Annotated in this window: 15 protein-coding genes; 3 read left to right on the top strand and 12 right to left on the bottom strand. The window is 66.3% G+C overall.

Translation table 11 applies throughout. The features are described 5' to 3' along the window. Nucleotides 1-97: 97 nt before the first annotated feature. The 7 genes from LL972_RS08855 to LL972_RS08825 form a co-directional block, all read right to left on the bottom strand. Complete coding sequence (locus LL972_RS08855) at nucleotides 98-1576, bottom strand: AMP-binding protein (RefSeq protein WP_228327273.1); 1479 nt, start codon at nucleotides 1574-1576, stop codon at nucleotides 98-100. Between the two features lie 206 nt (nucleotides 1577-1782). Next, complete coding sequence (locus LL972_RS08850) at nucleotides 1783-3252, bottom strand: aldehyde dehydrogenase (protein ID WP_228327272.1); 1470 nt, start codon at nucleotides 3250-3252, stop codon at nucleotides 1783-1785. A gap of 83 nt (nucleotides 3253-3335) precedes the next feature. Beyond that, entirely contained in the window at nucleotides 3336-4163 is an 828-nt protein-coding gene (locus LL972_RS08845; RefSeq protein ID WP_016900748.1) for a p-hydroxycinnamoyl CoA hydratase/lyase, read from the bottom strand. Nucleotides 4164-4197: 34 nt separating this feature from the next. Continuing rightward, nucleotides 4198-4671 carry a MarR family winged helix-turn-helix transcriptional regulator gene (locus LL972_RS08840; RefSeq protein ID WP_228327271.1) on the bottom strand — a complete coding sequence of 158 codons (474 nt, stop codon included), beginning with the start codon at nucleotides 4669-4671 and terminating at the stop codon, nucleotides 4198-4200. Between the two features lie 133 nt (nucleotides 4672-4804). After that, nucleotides 4805-5200, bottom strand: a complete 396-nt coding sequence (locus LL972_RS08835; protein ID WP_228327270.1) for an EF-hand domain-containing protein — start codon at nucleotides 5198-5200, stop codon at nucleotides 4805-4807. Nucleotides 5201-5458: 258 nt separating this feature from the next. Continuing rightward, nucleotides 5459-6181: a hypothetical protein gene (locus LL972_RS08830; RefSeq protein WP_228327269.1), complete on the bottom strand. Its 723-nt coding sequence runs from the start codon at nucleotides 6179-6181 to the stop codon at nucleotides 5459-5461. Between the two features lie 81 nt (nucleotides 6182-6262). Then, nucleotides 6263-7165 (bottom strand): SMP-30/gluconolactonase/LRE family protein, encoded by a 903-nt coding sequence (locus LL972_RS08825; RefSeq protein ID WP_228327268.1) that lies wholly within the window; start codon nucleotides 7163-7165, stop codon nucleotides 6263-6265. Between the two features lie 259 nt (nucleotides 7166-7424). On the opposite strand from LL972_RS08825, the gene LL972_RS08820 reads away from it, so the two are divergent. After that, entirely contained in the window at nucleotides 7425-8534 is a 1110-nt protein-coding gene (locus LL972_RS08820; protein WP_228327267.1) for a Gfo/Idh/MocA family protein, read from the top strand. A 315-nt stretch (nucleotides 8535-8849) separates the two neighbouring features. Here LL972_RS08820 and rlmM read toward each other — a convergent pair whose 3' ends face one another. The 5 genes from rlmM to LL972_RS08795 form a co-directional block, all read right to left on the bottom strand. Continuing rightward, nucleotides 8850-9893 carry a 23S rRNA (cytidine(2498)-2'-O)-methyltransferase RlmM gene (gene rlmM / locus LL972_RS08815; protein WP_228327266.1) on the bottom strand — a complete coding sequence of 348 codons (1044 nt, stop codon included), beginning with the start codon at nucleotides 9891-9893 and terminating at the stop codon, nucleotides 8850-8852. A 36-nt stretch (nucleotides 9894-9929) separates the two neighbouring features. Further along, nucleotides 9930-10490 carry a nucleoside deaminase gene (locus tag LL972_RS08810; RefSeq protein WP_228327265.1) on the bottom strand — a complete coding sequence of 187 codons (561 nt, stop codon included), beginning with the start codon at nucleotides 10488-10490 and terminating at the stop codon, nucleotides 9930-9932. Next, a complete protein-coding gene (locus LL972_RS08805) occupies nucleotides 10490-10903 on the bottom strand; it encodes a hypothetical protein (RefSeq protein WP_166766233.1) in 414 nt (137 codons plus the stop codon). Before LL972_RS08805 ends, LL972_RS08810 begins: the two co-directional genes overlap by 1 nt. A 489-nt stretch (nucleotides 10904-11392) precedes the next feature. Then, nucleotides 11393-12322, bottom strand: coding sequence for a DMT family transporter (locus tag LL972_RS08800; RefSeq protein WP_228327264.1), 930 nt, complete (start codon nucleotides 12320-12322; stop codon nucleotides 11393-11395). 223 nt (nucleotides 12323-12545) lie between these two features. Beyond that, the gene (locus LL972_RS08795; RefSeq protein ID WP_228327263.1) at nucleotides 12546-14285 is read right to left on the bottom strand and encodes a glutamine--tRNA ligase/YqeY domain fusion protein; all 1740 of its coding nucleotides are present in this window, start codon (nucleotides 14283-14285) and stop codon (nucleotides 12546-12548) included. 315 nt (nucleotides 14286-14600) lie between these two features. Between LL972_RS08795 and LL972_RS08790 the strand changes: the two genes are divergently transcribed. Together LL972_RS08790 and LL972_RS08785 are read left to right on the top strand one after the other, a co-directional pair. Continuing rightward, nucleotides 14601-15242: a glutathione S-transferase family protein gene (locus tag LL972_RS08790; RefSeq protein WP_228327262.1), complete on the top strand. Its 642-nt coding sequence runs from the start codon at nucleotides 14601-14603 to the stop codon at nucleotides 15240-15242. 1 nt (nucleotide 15243) lies between these two features. Beyond that, complete coding sequence (locus tag LL972_RS08785; protein ID WP_228327261.1) at nucleotides 15244-15474, top strand: DUF2007 domain-containing protein; 231 nt, start codon at nucleotides 15244-15246, stop codon at nucleotides 15472-15474. The last annotated feature ends 48 nt before the right edge of the window (nucleotides 15475-15522 follow it).

Genomic DNA, 15522 nt, shown 5'->3' with positions numbered 1-15522 from the left:
GCCCGTTGTGCTGTCGGGGCACTGGTCGCTGCCCTGTCTGGGCAGCGAAGCTGCGGGTCGCTGGCAGATGCGCCCGGCGCGATCCACCCGGCATGCATCACGCCTCGCTGGCCAGGGCATCTTTCAGGCGCGCTTTCTGCAGCTTGCCGGTCGCGGTGCGCGGCAGCGCCTGGACTACGCGCAAATGCTTGGGCACCTTGTACTTGGCCAGTCGTTCGATCAGATAGGCGCGGATCTGCTCCAGATCCGGCGCGTCGTCTACCGGCACGATCGCCAGGTAGCCGACTTCTCCCCATTGCGGGTCGGCGATCCCCACCACCGCGCATTCGCGCACCTGCGGATGATCCGCAAGCACTGCTTCGATCTCGGCCGGATACACGTTCTCGCCGCCGGAAATGAACATGTCCTTCTTGCGATCGACGATCCAGAAAAACCCATCGGCATCGCGCCGCACGATGTCGCCGGTGCGGAACCAGCCGTGGGCGTCGCGTGCGTCGGCGCTTGCCTGCGGATCGCGCCAGTAGCCGGGGCTGAGGTTGGGGCCGCGCAACAACAGCTCGCCGGGCACGCCGACCGGGCAGTCGTTGCCGTCGCCATCGACCACGCGCGTCTGCACCGACGGTGCCGAAATGCCGACTGCGCCCAGCTTGTCGCGGATCACCGCGCAGTCCACCGACATGCCGAATACCGTGCCGGCCTCGCTCATGCCGAAGCCGCTGACCATCGGGATGCCATCGTCCAGCCAGCCGAGCAGGTCATCGCTGGCATGCGGCGCGCCACCGCTGACCAGCGCGGTGAGATGCCGCAGCGCCGCCGCATCGAAACCGGGCTGGCTGCGGAAGGCCTGCATCATCTGCGGCACGCCGACGTAATGGGTGATCCCTAGCGACTGATTGCTCAGCCAGCCCAGGGTCCGTTTGGGCTCAAAGCCGTTGGAGACCTGGATCGAGCCGCCCACCGCCAGCACCGGGCGCACGTTGGTGGCCAGGCCGATGATGTGGAACATCGGCGCTTCGCACAGGAAGCTGCTGCCCGCATCCACGCGCGTGGTGACACCGAAGTTGTGCGCCACCTGCTGCAGGTTCTGCTCGCTCAACATCACGCCTTTGGGCTGGCCGGAGGTGCCTGAGGTGAACAGGATCAGGCTGACGCGCTCGGGAGGAATTGATGCCGTGTCTGCCGGTTCCAGCGTGTTCGCCGTATCGACGAAGTCGGCCAGCGCCTCGACATCGGCCCGCCCCGCAGCAACGTCATCGCCCAACAGCAGGCGCGGCTCTGCGCGTTGCAGCAATGCATCCAGTTCGGTTGCACTCAGCCGCCAGTTGAGCGGCACGTAAATCGCGCCGACACGTGCGCAGGCGAAATGCAGCGCCACCTGCCAGACCGAGTTGCGTGCCAGCACGGCGAGCCGTTCGCCATCGATGCAGCCGCGCCTCTGCAGCAACGCGGCCAGACGGCCGATCAAGGCGTCCAGTTCTGCGTACGTCCACTGCTGGTCCAGCAGCAGGTCGCGGGCGGCAAGCCGGTGCGGGGTGAGGCGGGCGTGGAAGGAGATCGAGTCGGTCGGCATGGTCATGGCGCTGTCTTCCGAATGCAGATGGGGGAGTGACTGGCGTGAGTGCGACGGCTACGGCTGAAGGTTGATGCGTGCGCCAAAACCATCTGGCGAACGTTCACCAGAGAGTGCGGATGCACCGCAGGAAACGATGGACGACGCAGTGCCTGTCGCATCGCATTACAACCGCGCCTCTCTGGTGGCCGCGTGATGGGTGTGCTGGAGACTTAGCTGAGATAGATGGTCCTGGTTTCGAGGAAGGCGTGCAGCCCTTCGATGCCGCCTTCGCGGCCGATCCCGGAGTGCTTGACCCCGCCGAACGGCATGTCGAAGTCCACCCACATGCCATTGATCGCATGACTGCCGCTGCGCACGCGGCGGGCGATGCGGTAGGCGCGATCGGGATCCTCGCTGTAGACCGTGCCGTGCAGGCCGAAGTCGCTGGCGTTGACCTTGGTGATCAGGTCGGCCTCGTCGTGATAATCGATAAAGCTCACCACCGGGCCGAAGATCTCTTCGCGGGCGATGGTCATGTCCGGGGTCACCCCGGCAAACACCGTCGGTTCGAGGAAGAAGCCGCGCGGCAGATGCGTCGGCCGGCCGCCACCCATGACCAGGCGTGCGCCCTCGGCGCTGCCTTGTGCGATATAGGACTGCACGCGTTCGAGCTGGCGGCCAAGCGCCAACGGACCCATGCCGGTCTCGGCAGCGAACGGATCGCCGAGCTTGAGCGCGCCGATGGCCGCGCAATACGCCTGCAGGATTTCGTCGCGTCGCGGCGCCGGCACCAGCACGCGGGTGAGCGCAAAGCACACCTGGCCGGTGATCGGCATCGAGTAGGGCACCAGGCTGGGCAACACCTTGGCGATGTCTGCATCGTCCAGCACGATCGCGGCGGACTTGCCGCCCAGCTCCAGCCCGACCCGCGCCAGACGCTCGGCGCAGGCAACCCCGATCAGCCGCCCGGCCTGGGTGGAACCGGTAAAACTCACCTTGTCCACCTGCGGATGGCGGATCAGGTGTTCGCCGACCTCGCGACCGCCCGGCAGCAGATTGAACACGCCATCGGGCACACCAGCGGCGCTGATGCACTCGGCCAGGATGTAGGCATCGATCGGCGTTTCCGGCGAGGGCTTGGCCACCACCGTGCAACCGGCCGCCAGGGCGGCAGCGACCTTGTAGCAGAGCAGCACCAGCGGGGCGTTCCAGGGGGTGATCGTGGCGACCACGCCCACCGGCTCCTGCACGATGTGCACGTGGCCGCCGTTGGCGCGTGCACGCGGCTCCACGAACGGGTGGGTCGCGATCAGGTCGCCGTAATAGTCGAACAGGCCGGGCGCCTGCTGCGAGGCGCGGCGACTGAAGCCGATGGTGGCGCCGACCTGTCCGGTCCAGGCCTCGGCCAGTTCCGGCATGCGCGCACGCAACTGCGCGGCAACGCGCTTGAGCACAGCGCCACGTTCGGCCGGCGATTGCCGTGGCCAGGGGCCGGTGTCGAACGCGGCACGCGCGGCGGCGATGGCCGCCTCGGTGTCGGCAGGCGCGGGCTCGGTGTAGCGCAGCAGGCGTTCTTCGGTGTGCGGGGCAATCACATTGACGTCGCGATCGCCGCTGCTTGCGCGCCATTGGCCGTCGATGAACAGGCCCAATGGCCCACGCGCAGCGATCCCGCGCAGGGTTGCGGACAAGGCTTCCATACTCCCTCCTCGGTGCAGAAAACCACTGGCAGCGCCAGCGATGCGTGGGGTGCACGCATCGCTTCAGGCGCCCTGGGAACTGCTCAGGCGCTGTTTTTGGTCAGGTCGTATTCGCCCAGGCCAGGCTTGTAGCTCTTCTCGTCGATGAACTGACGGATGCCTTCCTTGCGGGCGTTGTTGTCGAACGAATTGGCCGCTTCCTGCATGCGCACCAGATAATCTTCGGCTTCGTCGTAGGTCATGGTGCCGACGCGACGCACGGCATCCTTTGCATACTTCAGCGCGACCGGGTTCTTCTTGAGCAGCAACTGGGCCACTTCGCGGGTTCGTGCTTCCAGCCGTTCCAGCGGCACGCTTTCGTTGACCAAACGCCATTCGGCGGCCTTCTTGCCGTCGACCATTTCGCCGGTCAGCGTCATCCACATCGCATCGCGCATGGAAAGCAGTTCCACCGCGACCTTGGTGACGCCACCGCCGGGCAGGATGCCCCAGTTGATTTCCGACAGGCCGAACTGCGCCTCGTCGGCGGCGATCGCCAGGTCGCAGGCGAACAACGGCCCGAAGCCGCCGCCGAAACACCAGCCATTGACCATCGCGATGGTGGGTTTCTGGTACCAGCGCAGGCGGCGGAACCAGCCGTAGGACTCGCGCTGCGAGCGACGCACGCCGCGCAGGCCCTGGGCCTCGGTCTCGCGGAAGTATTCCTTCAGATCCATGCCGGCCGACCAGGCGGTGCCTTCGCCACCGAGCACCAGCACGCCGACGTTGTCGTCGAATTCCAGCTCGTCCAGCACGTCCATCATGCGACGGTTGAGCGCCGGGCTCATCGCGTTGCGTTTGTCGGGGCGTGCGAACTTCACCCAGGCAATGCGGTTTTCGATGCGGACCGATACCACGTCATGCTCGTTCAAGCGGCGTCTCCTTCGAGTCGGTACAGAGTGGAAATCACAGTTCTTCGGCGAGCGCGGTGTCCGGCACGTTTGCCCGCTCCAGCGTGGCGCTGGCGTTCAATTTGCACAGCAGGCGCAGCAGGGTCTGCTGCTCGCTGGCTTGCAGGCCGGTGCAGGTACGCGCGACTGCCCGCGCCAGGCAGCCCTGGGCAGTGGCGAGCGTGCGCTCGCCAAGCGAGGTGAGGTACAGGCCCTTGCTGCGTCGGTCGCGGCCGGCCAGGCGCTCGATCAGGCCCTGCTCGGCCAGTGCATTGGCGATCTTCATGCCGGCAGCGCGATTGACCAGCAGGCGGTTGCCCAGTTCGGTCTGGTCGCAGCCGGGTTGGTCGCGGATATGGATCAAGGCGGTGACGCGCGCCGGGGTCAGATGCAGTTTGGCCAGTTCCTGGCGCGCGGCGTGGCTGGAGGCCAGCGTCGCCAGTTGCAATTGATAGCCAAGGTCTGCGGCAAGGGCCAGGCGAGCAGTCATCGATCCGTCCAAATTGTATCCGTTAAATACAATCTAGCCGACCGAAGCGGGCACTGCAAGAGGTTGTGGCGGTCACAAACGAAGGGCCGTGCGTGCCTGCATAGCGCAGGCGCGCACGATGCTGGCCAATACCTTACTGAATCAGCCAGCCGGCCAACTGTTCGCGGCTCAGGTGGCCGCTGTGATGGGTGTCGAGCGCGTCAAATTCCTCTGCCAGTGCCGGGTTGGCCTGTGCCTCGGCGCGACTGATGCTGCCGTCGCCATCGGTATCCAGGGCCTGGAAGTCGATGCGGTAGCTGCCGACCACGCTATTGGGCTGGATTGAGCGCACGATCACGCTGGACTCGCCGCGCGGACGCTCCAGCTGGGCCTGATGGGTGACCTCGCCGCTGGACAGCGGTTGGGTGCGAATCACATTGGGAACCTCGATCAACGGCATGCTGCTGGCCGGGGTCGGTGCCTGCTGCGCGAGCGCGTGGCCGCCGAGCAGCAGCGAGACGGAAAACGAGACGATACGAACGGTGGTCATCAGATCCCCCTGATGTGGAACAGCCCGCAAGCATAGAGGCTGGCGGGCGTGTTGAGGTGCGTGCACGTTGCACCCGGCGTATGGCGCCCGGCGCCCGGCGCTCGGCGTACGGCGTACGGCGTACGGCGTACGGCGACAGCGTCTGCGTGCGCCGGGGCGACCGTCGGTGCGGCACGAGATGCGGCATCGGCTAACCGGGACTGGAGCCGGAACCCACCGCCGCACCGCGGCCTCGCATGTTGCACCCGGCTCCGCCGCTCAGCCGGGGATGAACGGAAACACGATCTTCAACAAGCCCTTTAGACCGCCCTCGGCAGTGCTGGCCACGGCCTTGGCACCGAGGCTGTTGAGTGCGCGGCGGACGTCTTCCCAACGCAGTTGCGCGATGTCCTTCTTCAGCAGATCCGCCACTTCTTCTGCCGTGGGCGTGAGCTTTTGCAGTTCGCGCACGGCGGCCTGCGGATCCGGCTGCAGATAGCCCCAGCGTTCGGCGACTTTCAGCAGCGTGTCGAAGCGCACCGCGACCACTTCGCGATTGCGTTCGTACACCGGCAAGGCGCCGACATCGAGAATGGCCTGCTCGAATTGCTGCGCGTCATCGGGGTGTTCGATGCGCACCGCAAGAAAGCCTTCCTTGCGGCTACGTTCGCTGACGTGCTTGGCACCGGAGCGCAGATTGTCTTCGGTGAGCACGTTGGCGACGATGCGCTGCATCGCCGCGTCGCCTTCTTCAGGCACCAACGAGCGCCAGCGCGCATAGCCGTCGCGACGCAATGCCTTGACCTTGGCCGAGGTCACCCGCAGCTGCAGCGCGACCATCGCGTTGGAGCTGTTGCGCGAGATGGCGCCATCGCGTTCGAGCAGCACGAAGATCAGCAATTCCAGATCGCGCTTGGTCAGCGATTGGAATCCCTGCAGCAGGGTCAGGCGCAGGAATTCGTTGCCGAAGGCGGCCGCGTCCTTGAGTTCGATCGGTTGCATGGGGAGTCCTCCACGGGTGACCTGCAGGATGCCAGGACGCTGTTGCGCGACCTGAGAACCGTTGCGACGTGCGCAGCAGTTTCAGCGTCCGGTTTCGCGCCCCGGGCGATCGGACCTGAACGTTTCAACTGCGCCACGATCCTGCAAGGTGACGAACACCTGCTTGCCATCGGTGCCGCCGAACGCGACGTTGCTGGCCTTGCGTCCTTTCAACGCGACCGTGCGCAGCAACGTGCCTTGCGGCGAGACCACCGCGATCTGCCCGGCATCGTAGCGAGCGATGAAGAGATTGCCGTCGGCATCGCAACGCATGCCATCCATGCCGAAATCGGGGAAGCTGATCAGCAGGCGTTTGTTGCGCAACCCGCCATCGACGCGGTCGTACACCCACACTTTTCGCGACATGCTTTCGTTGACGTAGAGATGCTTGCCATCCGGACTGACGTCCAGGCCGTTGGGCGTGGTCATGCCCGATTCCATCAACTGGACGACGCCCTCGCGACTGATATGCCACAGGCGCCCGCTGTTGTCCTTCCAGTTCGGGTCGCTTGCATAGAAGCTGCCATCGGGCGCAATCGCCAGATCGTTGGGACCATCGGCATCGGGCAGCGAGGCGAAGGTGCTGACCGCACGCGTGCGCAGGTTCACCTGCAGGATTTTGTGGCCGGTGTAATCGGCCACGTACATCGTCCCGTCGCGGAAGCGGATGCCATTACCGGTGCTGCCATCGGGCAAGGTTACAAAGACCTCAGCCTTTGCAGTGCCATCGGGGTGCAGGGCGATGCGCGCGATGGTGTCGTCCTTGCCCAGATTCACCGCATACAGCGCACCATCCGGTCCGGCCGCAGGACCTTCGGCATTGTGGGTAAAGGCGCCATCGCCGATCAGGTCGCGCGCAACGAAGGGCGCATCGTCAGCGATTGCCAGCGAGCTGGACAACAGCAATGCCAGGGGCAGGAAACGACGGCGGGCGACAGCGATCATGCGGCATGCTCCAGATGGGATCGTTGCCAGTGTGCCAGAACGTGCGCAGCGGCCATGGCGGTGATCACGCACGATCAAGTAAGGTGCCCGGGCAGCATTGGCCGACCAGCGACCAGCAGCACGATTGCGCCCACCTGCGGGCAGGGCGATTGGGACGCGGTGCGGCATGTACCCACTGACACTCCGGTGCGAGTGCGTCGTCGGCTGACGACTGCATGCGATGGTGTCAGCCGCTCTCAATCTTGCCAAGGAGGTTTGCATGTCCGTGGAATCGATCACACGTCGCCGTTTGCTCGCCGCGTTCGGCGGTGCAGGCATCCTGCTTGCCGCGCCCGGCTGGGCATTGCCGAAGAAAAAGCCTGGCAAACCGCTCAACGTGGCGTTGGCCGGCCTGGGCAGTTATGCCAGCGAACAGCTCGCGCCGGGCCTGGCACTGACCAAGCATTGCAGACTGGCCGGCATCGTCACCGGTACGCCCTCGAAGATTCCGCAGTGGCAGGCCAAATACGGCATCGCCGATCGCAACGTCTACAACTACGAAAACTTCGACCGGATCGCCGACAACGACGACATCGACGTGGTGTACATCGTCACGCCCACCCACCTGCATGCGCCGCTGACCCTGCGCGCGGCGGCGGCCGGCAAGCATGTGTGGTGCGAAAAGCCGATGGCGATGCATGCCGGCGAATGCGAGGCCATGATCGCGGCGTGCAGGCGCAACAAGGTGGCGCTGGCGATCGGTTACCGCATGCAGCACGAACCCAATACGCGCCGCCTGATCGCGATGGCCAGCGAGAAGCCCTTCGGCGCGATGCAACGCGCGCGTGCCGAGGCCGGGTACAACGGCTATCACGATGCGACCAAGGCCGATCGTCCGTGGCGCTTGCGTTCCCAGTTCGGTGGCGGGGCGATGTACGACATGGGCGTGTATCCACTCAATGCCGCGCGCTACACAGTGGGCAGCGAGCCGTTGGCCGTGACCGCCAAGCGCTGGACCGACCGCCCGGAGCTGTTCGACGAAGTCGACGAGCATATGGACTTCACGCTGGAATTCCCGAATGCGGTGCGTGCCGAGTGCAAGACCAGCTTCGGGAAGAACATGAATGTGCTGCGCGCCGAGTGCGAGCGCGGCTGGTACGAGTTGTCGCCGTTCCAGAGCTACCAGGGCGTGACCGGCAAGGCCAGCGACGGGCGCGTGTTCGACGCCAAGGTGCCGCACCAGCAGGCACTGCAGATGGACGAGGACGCGCTGGCGATCATCAACGGCACCCCGCTGCGTGCGCCGGGCGAAGAAGGCCTGCGCGACATCCGCATCGTCGATGCGATCTACCGCTCGGCCCGCGAGGGCAGCAAGCGGATCGTGCTGTAATCGCGGCCCGCTCCGTCGAGCGACGGAGCGGGCAGGGCCTGATCTGAGACAGCAGACTGGCTCAAGCCAGCTTGCCGCCATCCAGGGCTAAAAAGGCCTTCGCGTACGAGGAGGCCTTTCAATCCGACGCTGGAGCACATGCCGTGCCACCGCGCGGGACCAGCGCCTGCTGCGAGCCGTACGCCTACTCAGGTGCTCTGCATGGGCCCCCTGGAGTGGTGTCATGCACATCAGCACGCTGCCACTGGCCAGTACCCACAGCAATTCGGCCGCCAATCACCGCTTTTACGATTCCCGAATCCCGAATCCCGGCTCTTAGCCCCGCATCGCCAGCACCGTGATCTCCTCACGATCGTGATACAGCTGCTTGGCACGCACGATCAGCGATTTCTCGGCCTGCTGCTCGAACAGGTCCAGGCATAGCCGGGTCTCGTCCCAGCGCTTTTTCATCGGCAACTTGAGGTTGAAGATGGTGTTGCGGCACCAGCCTTCGCGGATCCAGGTGGCCATGCGTTCGGCCACGCGGCGCGGTTGCTCGACCATGTCGCAGACCATCCAGTCCAGCGCCTGCGCAGGCTTCCAATGAAAGCCGTCGGCACGCAGATGCTCGACCAGGCCGGTCTCCAGCACATGCTCGCGTAGCGGGCCGTTGTCGACGCTGGTGACATGCAAATGCTGGCGGGTGAGCACCCAGGTCCAGCCGCCGGGAGCCGCGCCCAGGTCGGCGGCGCGCATGCCGGGCTTGGCCAGCGCCTCGCGTTCGTCCGGCGCGAGCAGGGTGAGCAGGGCTTCGTCCAGCTTGAGCGCCGAGCGCGATGGCGCCTCCGGCAATAGCTTCAAACGTGGAATGCCCAGAGGCCAGGGCGCGCTGTCGGCACTGTCGGCCACCGCCAGCAAGGCGTGGTCGCCATCGAGAAAACAGACATGCAACCGCGCCAGGCGCGGCTGGGGTTTGTCGGTGAGCAGGCCGGCCTTGCGCAAGGCCGGACGCAAGGCGTTGCCGAAGCTGCGTGCCAGCCCTGCCAGCGGCTTGCCCGCGTCCGAATCGGGGTGTTCCACCCACAGATCGCCAAAACGCGGCTGGCCTTCCAGTGCGGCCAGGATCGGCGTGATGCGATCCTTCGGGTCGATGCCCTTGAGTTCGGCAATCACCACCAGCTTCTGCCGCGCGAAGATCAGCTCGCGCCAGTGCAGCTTTGCAGCCAGTTGTGCGGCCTCATCGCAGACGAACAGCACATAGCCGTCGTTGCGCTGGGTACGCGCATAGCCGGCGATGCCGACGAAGGCGGCGCGCGCGCTCAACTCGGCGGCCAGCTCCGGCTCGAAGCCCTGGCGGCAGTAACACAGCAGGCCGCTCATCGCAGTGCCTGGCGTGCGCGATCGCTGCGGGGCAGGTCAATAATGGTCACCGCCGCCCTCGCCATAGTTGCGCAGTACCGCGCAGGCCTGGTCGCGATGCACGTCGCGCACCACCTCGATGCCGCGGCGGGTGAGCTCGCCCACCCAGTCGGCAGGCAGCGGGCCTTCGTCGAATTCGGTCAAGGCCATCACGTCTTCGGCGCGTGCACCGATCAACAGGCGGTCGATGCCGGCCCATACCGTGGCGCCGTAGCACTGGCAGCACGGCTGCGCCGAGGTGGCCAGCGTCACCGGCGACAGCACATCGTTCAGGCGCGGCGTCTGCAGGCGTTGCTGGGCGAGCATGTACGCCATGTTTTCGGCATGCGCCAGCGAGGTGGTCTGCGGCACCACGCGGTTCACCGCTGCGGCGATGATGCGGTGATCCGGGCCGAACACGACCGCACCGAACGGGCCGCCGCTGCGCTCCTGCACGTTCATCCGCGACAGGTCGATTGCCAGCGCCACCTTGTCCTCGTCACTGGGATAGGCGCGGCTGTCGTCGACATGCGCGTGGATCCAGTCGGGCAGGGTGAGGTGGACTTGCGCGTAAAGCATCAGTGGACCATTTCTGTAGAGGGGGGAGCGGGGCGCAGTGTATCGGCCTGGGCGTCCTTTGCGGCACATTGCCCGGCCACGCACTGGCAGGCGCTGATCTCGCGGAAGCCGCACACGCTCATCATGCCGCTGGCCTGGCATTGCGCCTGCACGCCCTTGGGGTCGGTGGCACTGTTGACGTTGACACAGGCCGGGAATGCGCCGCAGCAGTTACCGACGTTCTTCACCGTGCAATCGGCGTCGGTGCGGCAGGTGGTGGTCACGGTGATCGGCTTGCCTTTTGACGGGCTGGTTGCCGAGCCGGTCGCCGGAGGCGGCGTGGCCGTATCGGCCGGCGGTGCGGCGCAGCCGACCGACACCAGACAGGCCAGCAACAACATCGAGCTCAGACACCGGGACAAAAGACGGGACATGCGGCCGCTCCGATCAGGACAGGTGAGCGGCCATGGTAAGCCCCGGATGCGCGGAATGTGGCGAGCGCTGGATCAGCCGCGGAAACGCAGGGGGTCCGGCTCCTGGGTGCGTTGCGGCTGATGGCGCTGGCCAGGGCCCGGCGTGTGAGCGAAGCACGCCTGCAGCTTCACTGCAGTCAACGCGGTCTGCGCAGTGCCCAGTGGCAGCGCGTGGCAAGGTCCAGTTGCTGCATGCTTTCGTCGCGGCGATCGCTGGGCAGTTCGTCATCTGACCGACCCGGAAGCAGCGTGCAGAACACCTCGGCCGGGGTCACCGCGGTTGAGACGGGTGGCTGCGGCGAGCAGGCCGCCAGGCCGATCGACAGCGAAAACACCGCGCTGCGCAGCGTGTTTGAAGGTGGGTGTGAACGTGGTCGTGGGAGGCACATGGCGGCGTTGTTGGCGGACACAGCCCGCAATCTAGGCCGATGCGTGCGTCAGCTGCCGGCGTCATTTCGCTTCCGCATGCAGTGCTGCGCACCACAGCACGCCGACCAGCAGGCAGGCGATGGCGGCCAGCTCCAATGGCGTGGGCAGGCGCATTTCCCAGGCAAAGCCGTACAGCAGCGCAAAGACCGTTTCGAACACGATCATCTGGCCGACCAGGGTCAGCGGCAGCACGCGGCTGGCCCGGTTCCACAAGGCGTTGCCGATCACCGAGGCCAGGATGCCCAGCAATAGCGAGATACCCCAGAAACTTGCCCAGTCGAGCGGCGCATGTGGCGCGCTGCCGAGCAGTGCGGCCGGCGCCATCAACAGGGCCAATGCGCCGGTGACCACGCCGGTCAGCAGTGACCAATCGCCTCCGGACAGGTCCGGACGCCGCCGCAGCCAGCGCGCATTGCCGATGGAATAGGCCGACCACGACGCCAGCGCACCGAACGCGCAGAGCAGGCCGGCGATGCGGGTGGCACGATCGCTGGCGTGGTGACCGGCATCGTGTTGCAAGGTGTCCAGGGCGACCAGCGCCACGCCGATGACGCACAACACGCATGGCGCAGCCAGGCGCCGCAGTTGCACCGCGCCTGCGGCACGCGTGCCGATCACGGTGACCACCACCGGCAACAGGCCGATGATCAGCGCGGTCGCCGCGCTGCCGGCCCACTGCACCGCGCTGCCGAGCAGCACGTAATAGATCAGGTTGCCCAGCAGGCTCAGACGCATCAGCGCCCACCATTCGGCGCGCCCCAGCCGTGCAGCGGTCTGCCGCGCGCGCGGTGCCAGTACCAAGGCGGCGACCGCGCCATAGGACAGATAACGGGCAACGGCCAGTTGCAACGGCGTGAATGCCGCCAGCAACTGCGGCGCCAGAAACACCAGTCCCCATAACGCGCCTGCACCGATGCCGCAGGCAACACCGACCATCAAGCGCTCACGCATCGTGCTGCTCCTTCATGTCATGCAGCATGCAATGAAGTGCGGCACGCAGTCTCCATTGCGCTTGTTCATTAGTTCAGAAGACAACGCTCTGAGGCGAGGTCCGCTGGTGTGCATTACGCGCGGTGACAACCAGTCGGCGCGCCGATCGCCGCAGGCCAGGCCTCGCTGAGGTTGCCCGCTGCCAAGACCGCGCCGGATGTCAGGCATCCGGCGCGGTCGCGACTCACTTGGTCCAAGTGTCGCGCAGGGTCACGCTGCGGTTGAACACCGGCGTGGCGGCGCTGTGGTCGCGGCGATCGGCCACGAAGTAGCCGGTGCGCTCGAACTGGAACGACTGCTCTGGCGCAGCCTGTGCCGCACTCGGCTCCACATAGCCGCGCACGCTGCGCTTGGAGGCGGGGTTGAGATAATCGCGGTAGGTCTTGCCCTCGGACTCGTCGTCCGGCTTTTCCACCGAGAACAGGCGGTCGTACAGGCGGATTTCCGCTTCCACCGCATGCGCGGCGCTGACCCAATGGATGGTGCCCTTGACCTTGCGGTTGGCACCTGCCATGCCCGGACGCGATTCCGGATCCAGCCAGCCGCGCAGCTCGACGATCTCGCCCGCGTCGTTCTTGATCACCTCATCCACGCGCGCGATGCCGGCGCCGCGCAGGCGAATCTCGCCACCGGGCACCAGGCGCTTCCAGCCCTTGGGCGGAACTTCGGCAAAATCCTCGCGCTCGATCCACAGCTCGCGCGCGAACGGCACTTCGCGGGTACCGAAGCTCTCGTCCTTGGGATGATTGGAAAAGCCCAGCGTCTCGCTGTGGCCTTCCGGCAGATTGGTCAGCACCAGCTTGAGCGGGTCGACCACCGCCATGCGGCGCGCCGCGGCCGCATCCAGATCCTCGCGCAGGCAGCCTTCCAGCACCGAGAAATCGATCAGCGAGTTCTGCTTGCTGATGCCGACCCGGTCCACGAACAGGCGCATCGCCGCCGGCGTATAGCCGCGCCGGCGCAGGCCCTGCAGCGTGTACATGCGCGGGTCGTCCCAGCCATCCACCAGCTGTTCTTCCACCAGCGCGGTGAGCTTGCGCTTGCTCATCACGGTGTAGTTGATGTTCAGGCGCGAGAACTCGATCTGGCGCGGCTTGGCGGCCTCGCGCGGCAGGCCCTTGTCCAGCAGCGGCTGCAGCAGCTCCGGATGGCCGGCCAGGTCCACCTTGTCCACGCACCAGTCGTAGAGCGGGCGGTGGTCTTCGAATTCCAGCGTGCACAGCGAATGGGTGATGCCTTCCACCGCATCGCCCAGCGAATGCGCGAAGTCGTACATCGGGTAGATCGGCCAGGCGTTGCCGGTGTTCTGGTGCTCGACATGCTTGATGCGGTACAGCGCCGGGTCGCGCAGGTTGATGTTGCCGCTGGCCATGTCGATCCTGGCGCGCAGGGTGCGCGCGCCATCGGGGAATTCGCCGGCCCGCATGCGCCGGAACAGGTCCAGGTTTTCCTCGACGCTGCGCTCGCGAAACGGCGAATTGCGGCCGGGCTCGGTCAGCGTGCCGCGGTACTCGCGCACCTGTTCGGCGGACAGGTCGCAGACGAAGGCATGGCCGTCGCGGATCAGTTTTTCCGCAGCCAGGTAGTACACCTCGAAATAATCCGATGCATGGCGCAGCTGCGCCCATTCGAACCCCAGCCAGCGCACGTCGTCCTGGATGGCCACCACGAACTCGGGGTCTTCCTTGGCCGGGTTGGTGTCGTCCAGGCGCAGGTTGCACAGCCCGCCGAATTCGGCCGCCAGGCCGAAATCCAGGCAGATCGCCTTGGCGTGGCCGATATGCAGATAGCCGTTGGGCTCGGGCGGGAAGCGGGTGCGGATGACCGTGTGCTTGCCGCTGGCCAGATCCTCGCGGACGATCTGGCGGATGAAGTCTTTCTTCTCCGCCGGGGCGGTGGCGTCGGTGGCTAGGGTCTCGGACATGCGCGCATCAGCAATAGGTAAACCGCAAGTTTAGGCGGTGGCACCGGTTTAGGGGTAGGCGGCGGGGGATGTTGCGTGGTGGGCTGGTGCTTTCCGCTGCGGCGTGAAGCGCCAGCAGGCCCGTTGGCCAGTGCCGCCAACGCCATCCAGTGCTGCCATGGCATCCCTCAAGGCCGCTATTGGCTGCAACATGTGACTGTCGGTGGGGTGGTCGCGCCGGTGGGTAAAGGCATGCCGGGAGCGCCCGATCGGCCACTGCTGGCGGTCGCCGGCCCCGACGCGTACGCTGCGCCGACCCTCTGCAGCGAGCAGCGCATGCCTTTGCCCCGCCTGGTGATCGGCGACAAGACCCTGTCCTCCTGGTCGCTGCGCCCGTGGCTGCTGCTGCGGCATTTCCAGGTGCCATTCGAGGAAGTTTGTCTGCCGCTGGATACGCCCGAGTTTCAGGCGCGTATTGCCGGGTATTCGCCTACCCGCAAGGTGCCGGTGCTCTGGGACGATGCCCTGCACGTGTGGGACTCGCTGGCGATCTGCGAGTACGTCAACGAGCGTTGGCTGGACGGTCGCGGCTGGCCGGCCGAGCTGTCCGTGCGCGCGCAGGCACGCGCCGCGGCGGCGGAAATGCATTCGGGCTTTGCGGACTTGCGCACCCAGCTACCGATGAACCTGGCCCGCGCCCCGGGCCCCGCCCACTGGGACGCGGCTGCCGAGCGCGACATCACCCGCATCCAGGCGCTATGGGCCAGCCTGCGCGCCGAGCACGGCCATGCCGGGCAGTTCCTGTGCGGCGACTTCGGCATCGTCGATGCCATGTTCGCGCCGGTCGCATTGCGCTTTGCCAGCTACGGCGTACCGCTGTTCGAGGCTGCCGGCGATTACCTGGCCGCACTGGATGCGCTGCCGGCACTGCGCGAGTGGAAGCAGGGCGCCGAGCGCGAACGCCTGGAGCGCGGCTGACATGCAGATCGCGTACCGCGCCAGCCACATCATCGACGCGCATCTGGCCAAGCACGCGCTGGATGATGCCGGCATCACCGCCTTCGTGTTCGGCGAATCGCTATTGGGCGGTGCGGGCGAGCTGCCCGCTTTCGGCGTGCTGCAGGTCTGCGTGGCCGACCTTCACCTTAGCCAGGCGCAGGCGGTGCTGGCGGAGATCGGATTGTGCGGCGAGGTCACCCGCGCGCTGTAGCGCAGCAACAGTCGTAGGAGCGCACCCGGGCGCGACCAGGGCTTTGCC

The organism is Xanthomonas campestris pv. asclepiadis (assembly GCF_020784175.1).
GTDB classification, from domain to species: domain Bacteria; phylum Pseudomonadota; class Gammaproteobacteria; order Xanthomonadales; family Xanthomonadaceae; genus Xanthomonas; species Xanthomonas campestris_D.
Note: the sequence above shows the minus strand (reverse complement) of the source record. Positions and strands in the feature narration are given on the sequence as shown.

Excerpts from the sequence above, each read along its gene's own strand:
- LL972_RS08855 (WP_228327273.1), bottom strand. The coding sequence starts at position 1,576 with ATGACCATGCCGACCGACTCGATCTCCTTCCACGCCCGCCTCACCCCG.
- LL972_RS08850 (WP_228327272.1), bottom strand. The coding sequence starts at position 3,252 with ATGGAAGCCTTGTCCGCAACCCTGCGCGGGATCGCTGCGCGTGGGCCA.
- LL972_RS08840 (WP_228327271.1), bottom strand. The coding sequence starts at position 4,671 with ATGACTGCTCGCCTGGCCCTTGCCGCAGACCTTGGCTATCAATTGCAA.
- LL972_RS08835 (WP_228327270.1), bottom strand. The coding sequence starts at position 5,200 with ATGACCACCGTTCGTATCGTCTCGTTTTCCGTCTCGCTGCTGCTCGGC.
- LL972_RS08830 (WP_228327269.1), bottom strand. The coding sequence starts at position 6,181 with ATGCAACCGATCGAACTCAAGGACGCGGCCGCCTTCGGCAACGAATTC.
- LL972_RS08825 (WP_228327268.1), bottom strand. The coding sequence starts at position 7,165 with ATGATCGCTGTCGCCCGCCGTCGTTTCCTGCCCCTGGCATTGCTGTTG.
- LL972_RS08820 (WP_228327267.1), top strand. The coding sequence starts at position 7,425 with ATGTCCGTGGAATCGATCACACGTCGCCGTTTGCTCGCCGCGTTCGGC.
- rlmM (WP_228327266.1), bottom strand. The coding sequence starts at position 9,893 with ATGAGCGGCCTGCTGTGTTACTGCCGCCAGGGCTTCGAGCCGGAGCTG.
- LL972_RS08810 (WP_228327265.1), bottom strand. The coding sequence starts at position 10,490 with ATGCTTTACGCGCAAGTCCACCTCACCCTGCCCGACTGGATCCACGCG.
- LL972_RS08805 (WP_166766233.1), bottom strand. The coding sequence starts at position 10,903 with ATGTCCCGTCTTTTGTCCCGGTGTCTGAGCTCGATGTTGTTGCTGGCC.
- LL972_RS08800 (WP_228327264.1), bottom strand. The coding sequence starts at position 12,322 with ATGCGTGAGCGCTTGATGGTCGGTGTTGCCTGCGGCATCGGTGCAGGC.
- LL972_RS08795 (WP_228327263.1), bottom strand. The coding sequence starts at position 14,285 with ATGTCCGAGACCCTAGCCACCGACGCCACCGCCCCGGCGGAGAAGAAA.
- LL972_RS08790 (WP_228327262.1), top strand. The coding sequence starts at position 14,601 with ATGCCTTTGCCCCGCCTGGTGATCGGCGACAAGACCCTGTCCTCCTGG.
- LL972_RS08785 (WP_228327261.1), top strand. The coding sequence starts at position 15,244 with ATGCAGATCGCGTACCGCGCCAGCCACATCATCGACGCGCATCTGGCC.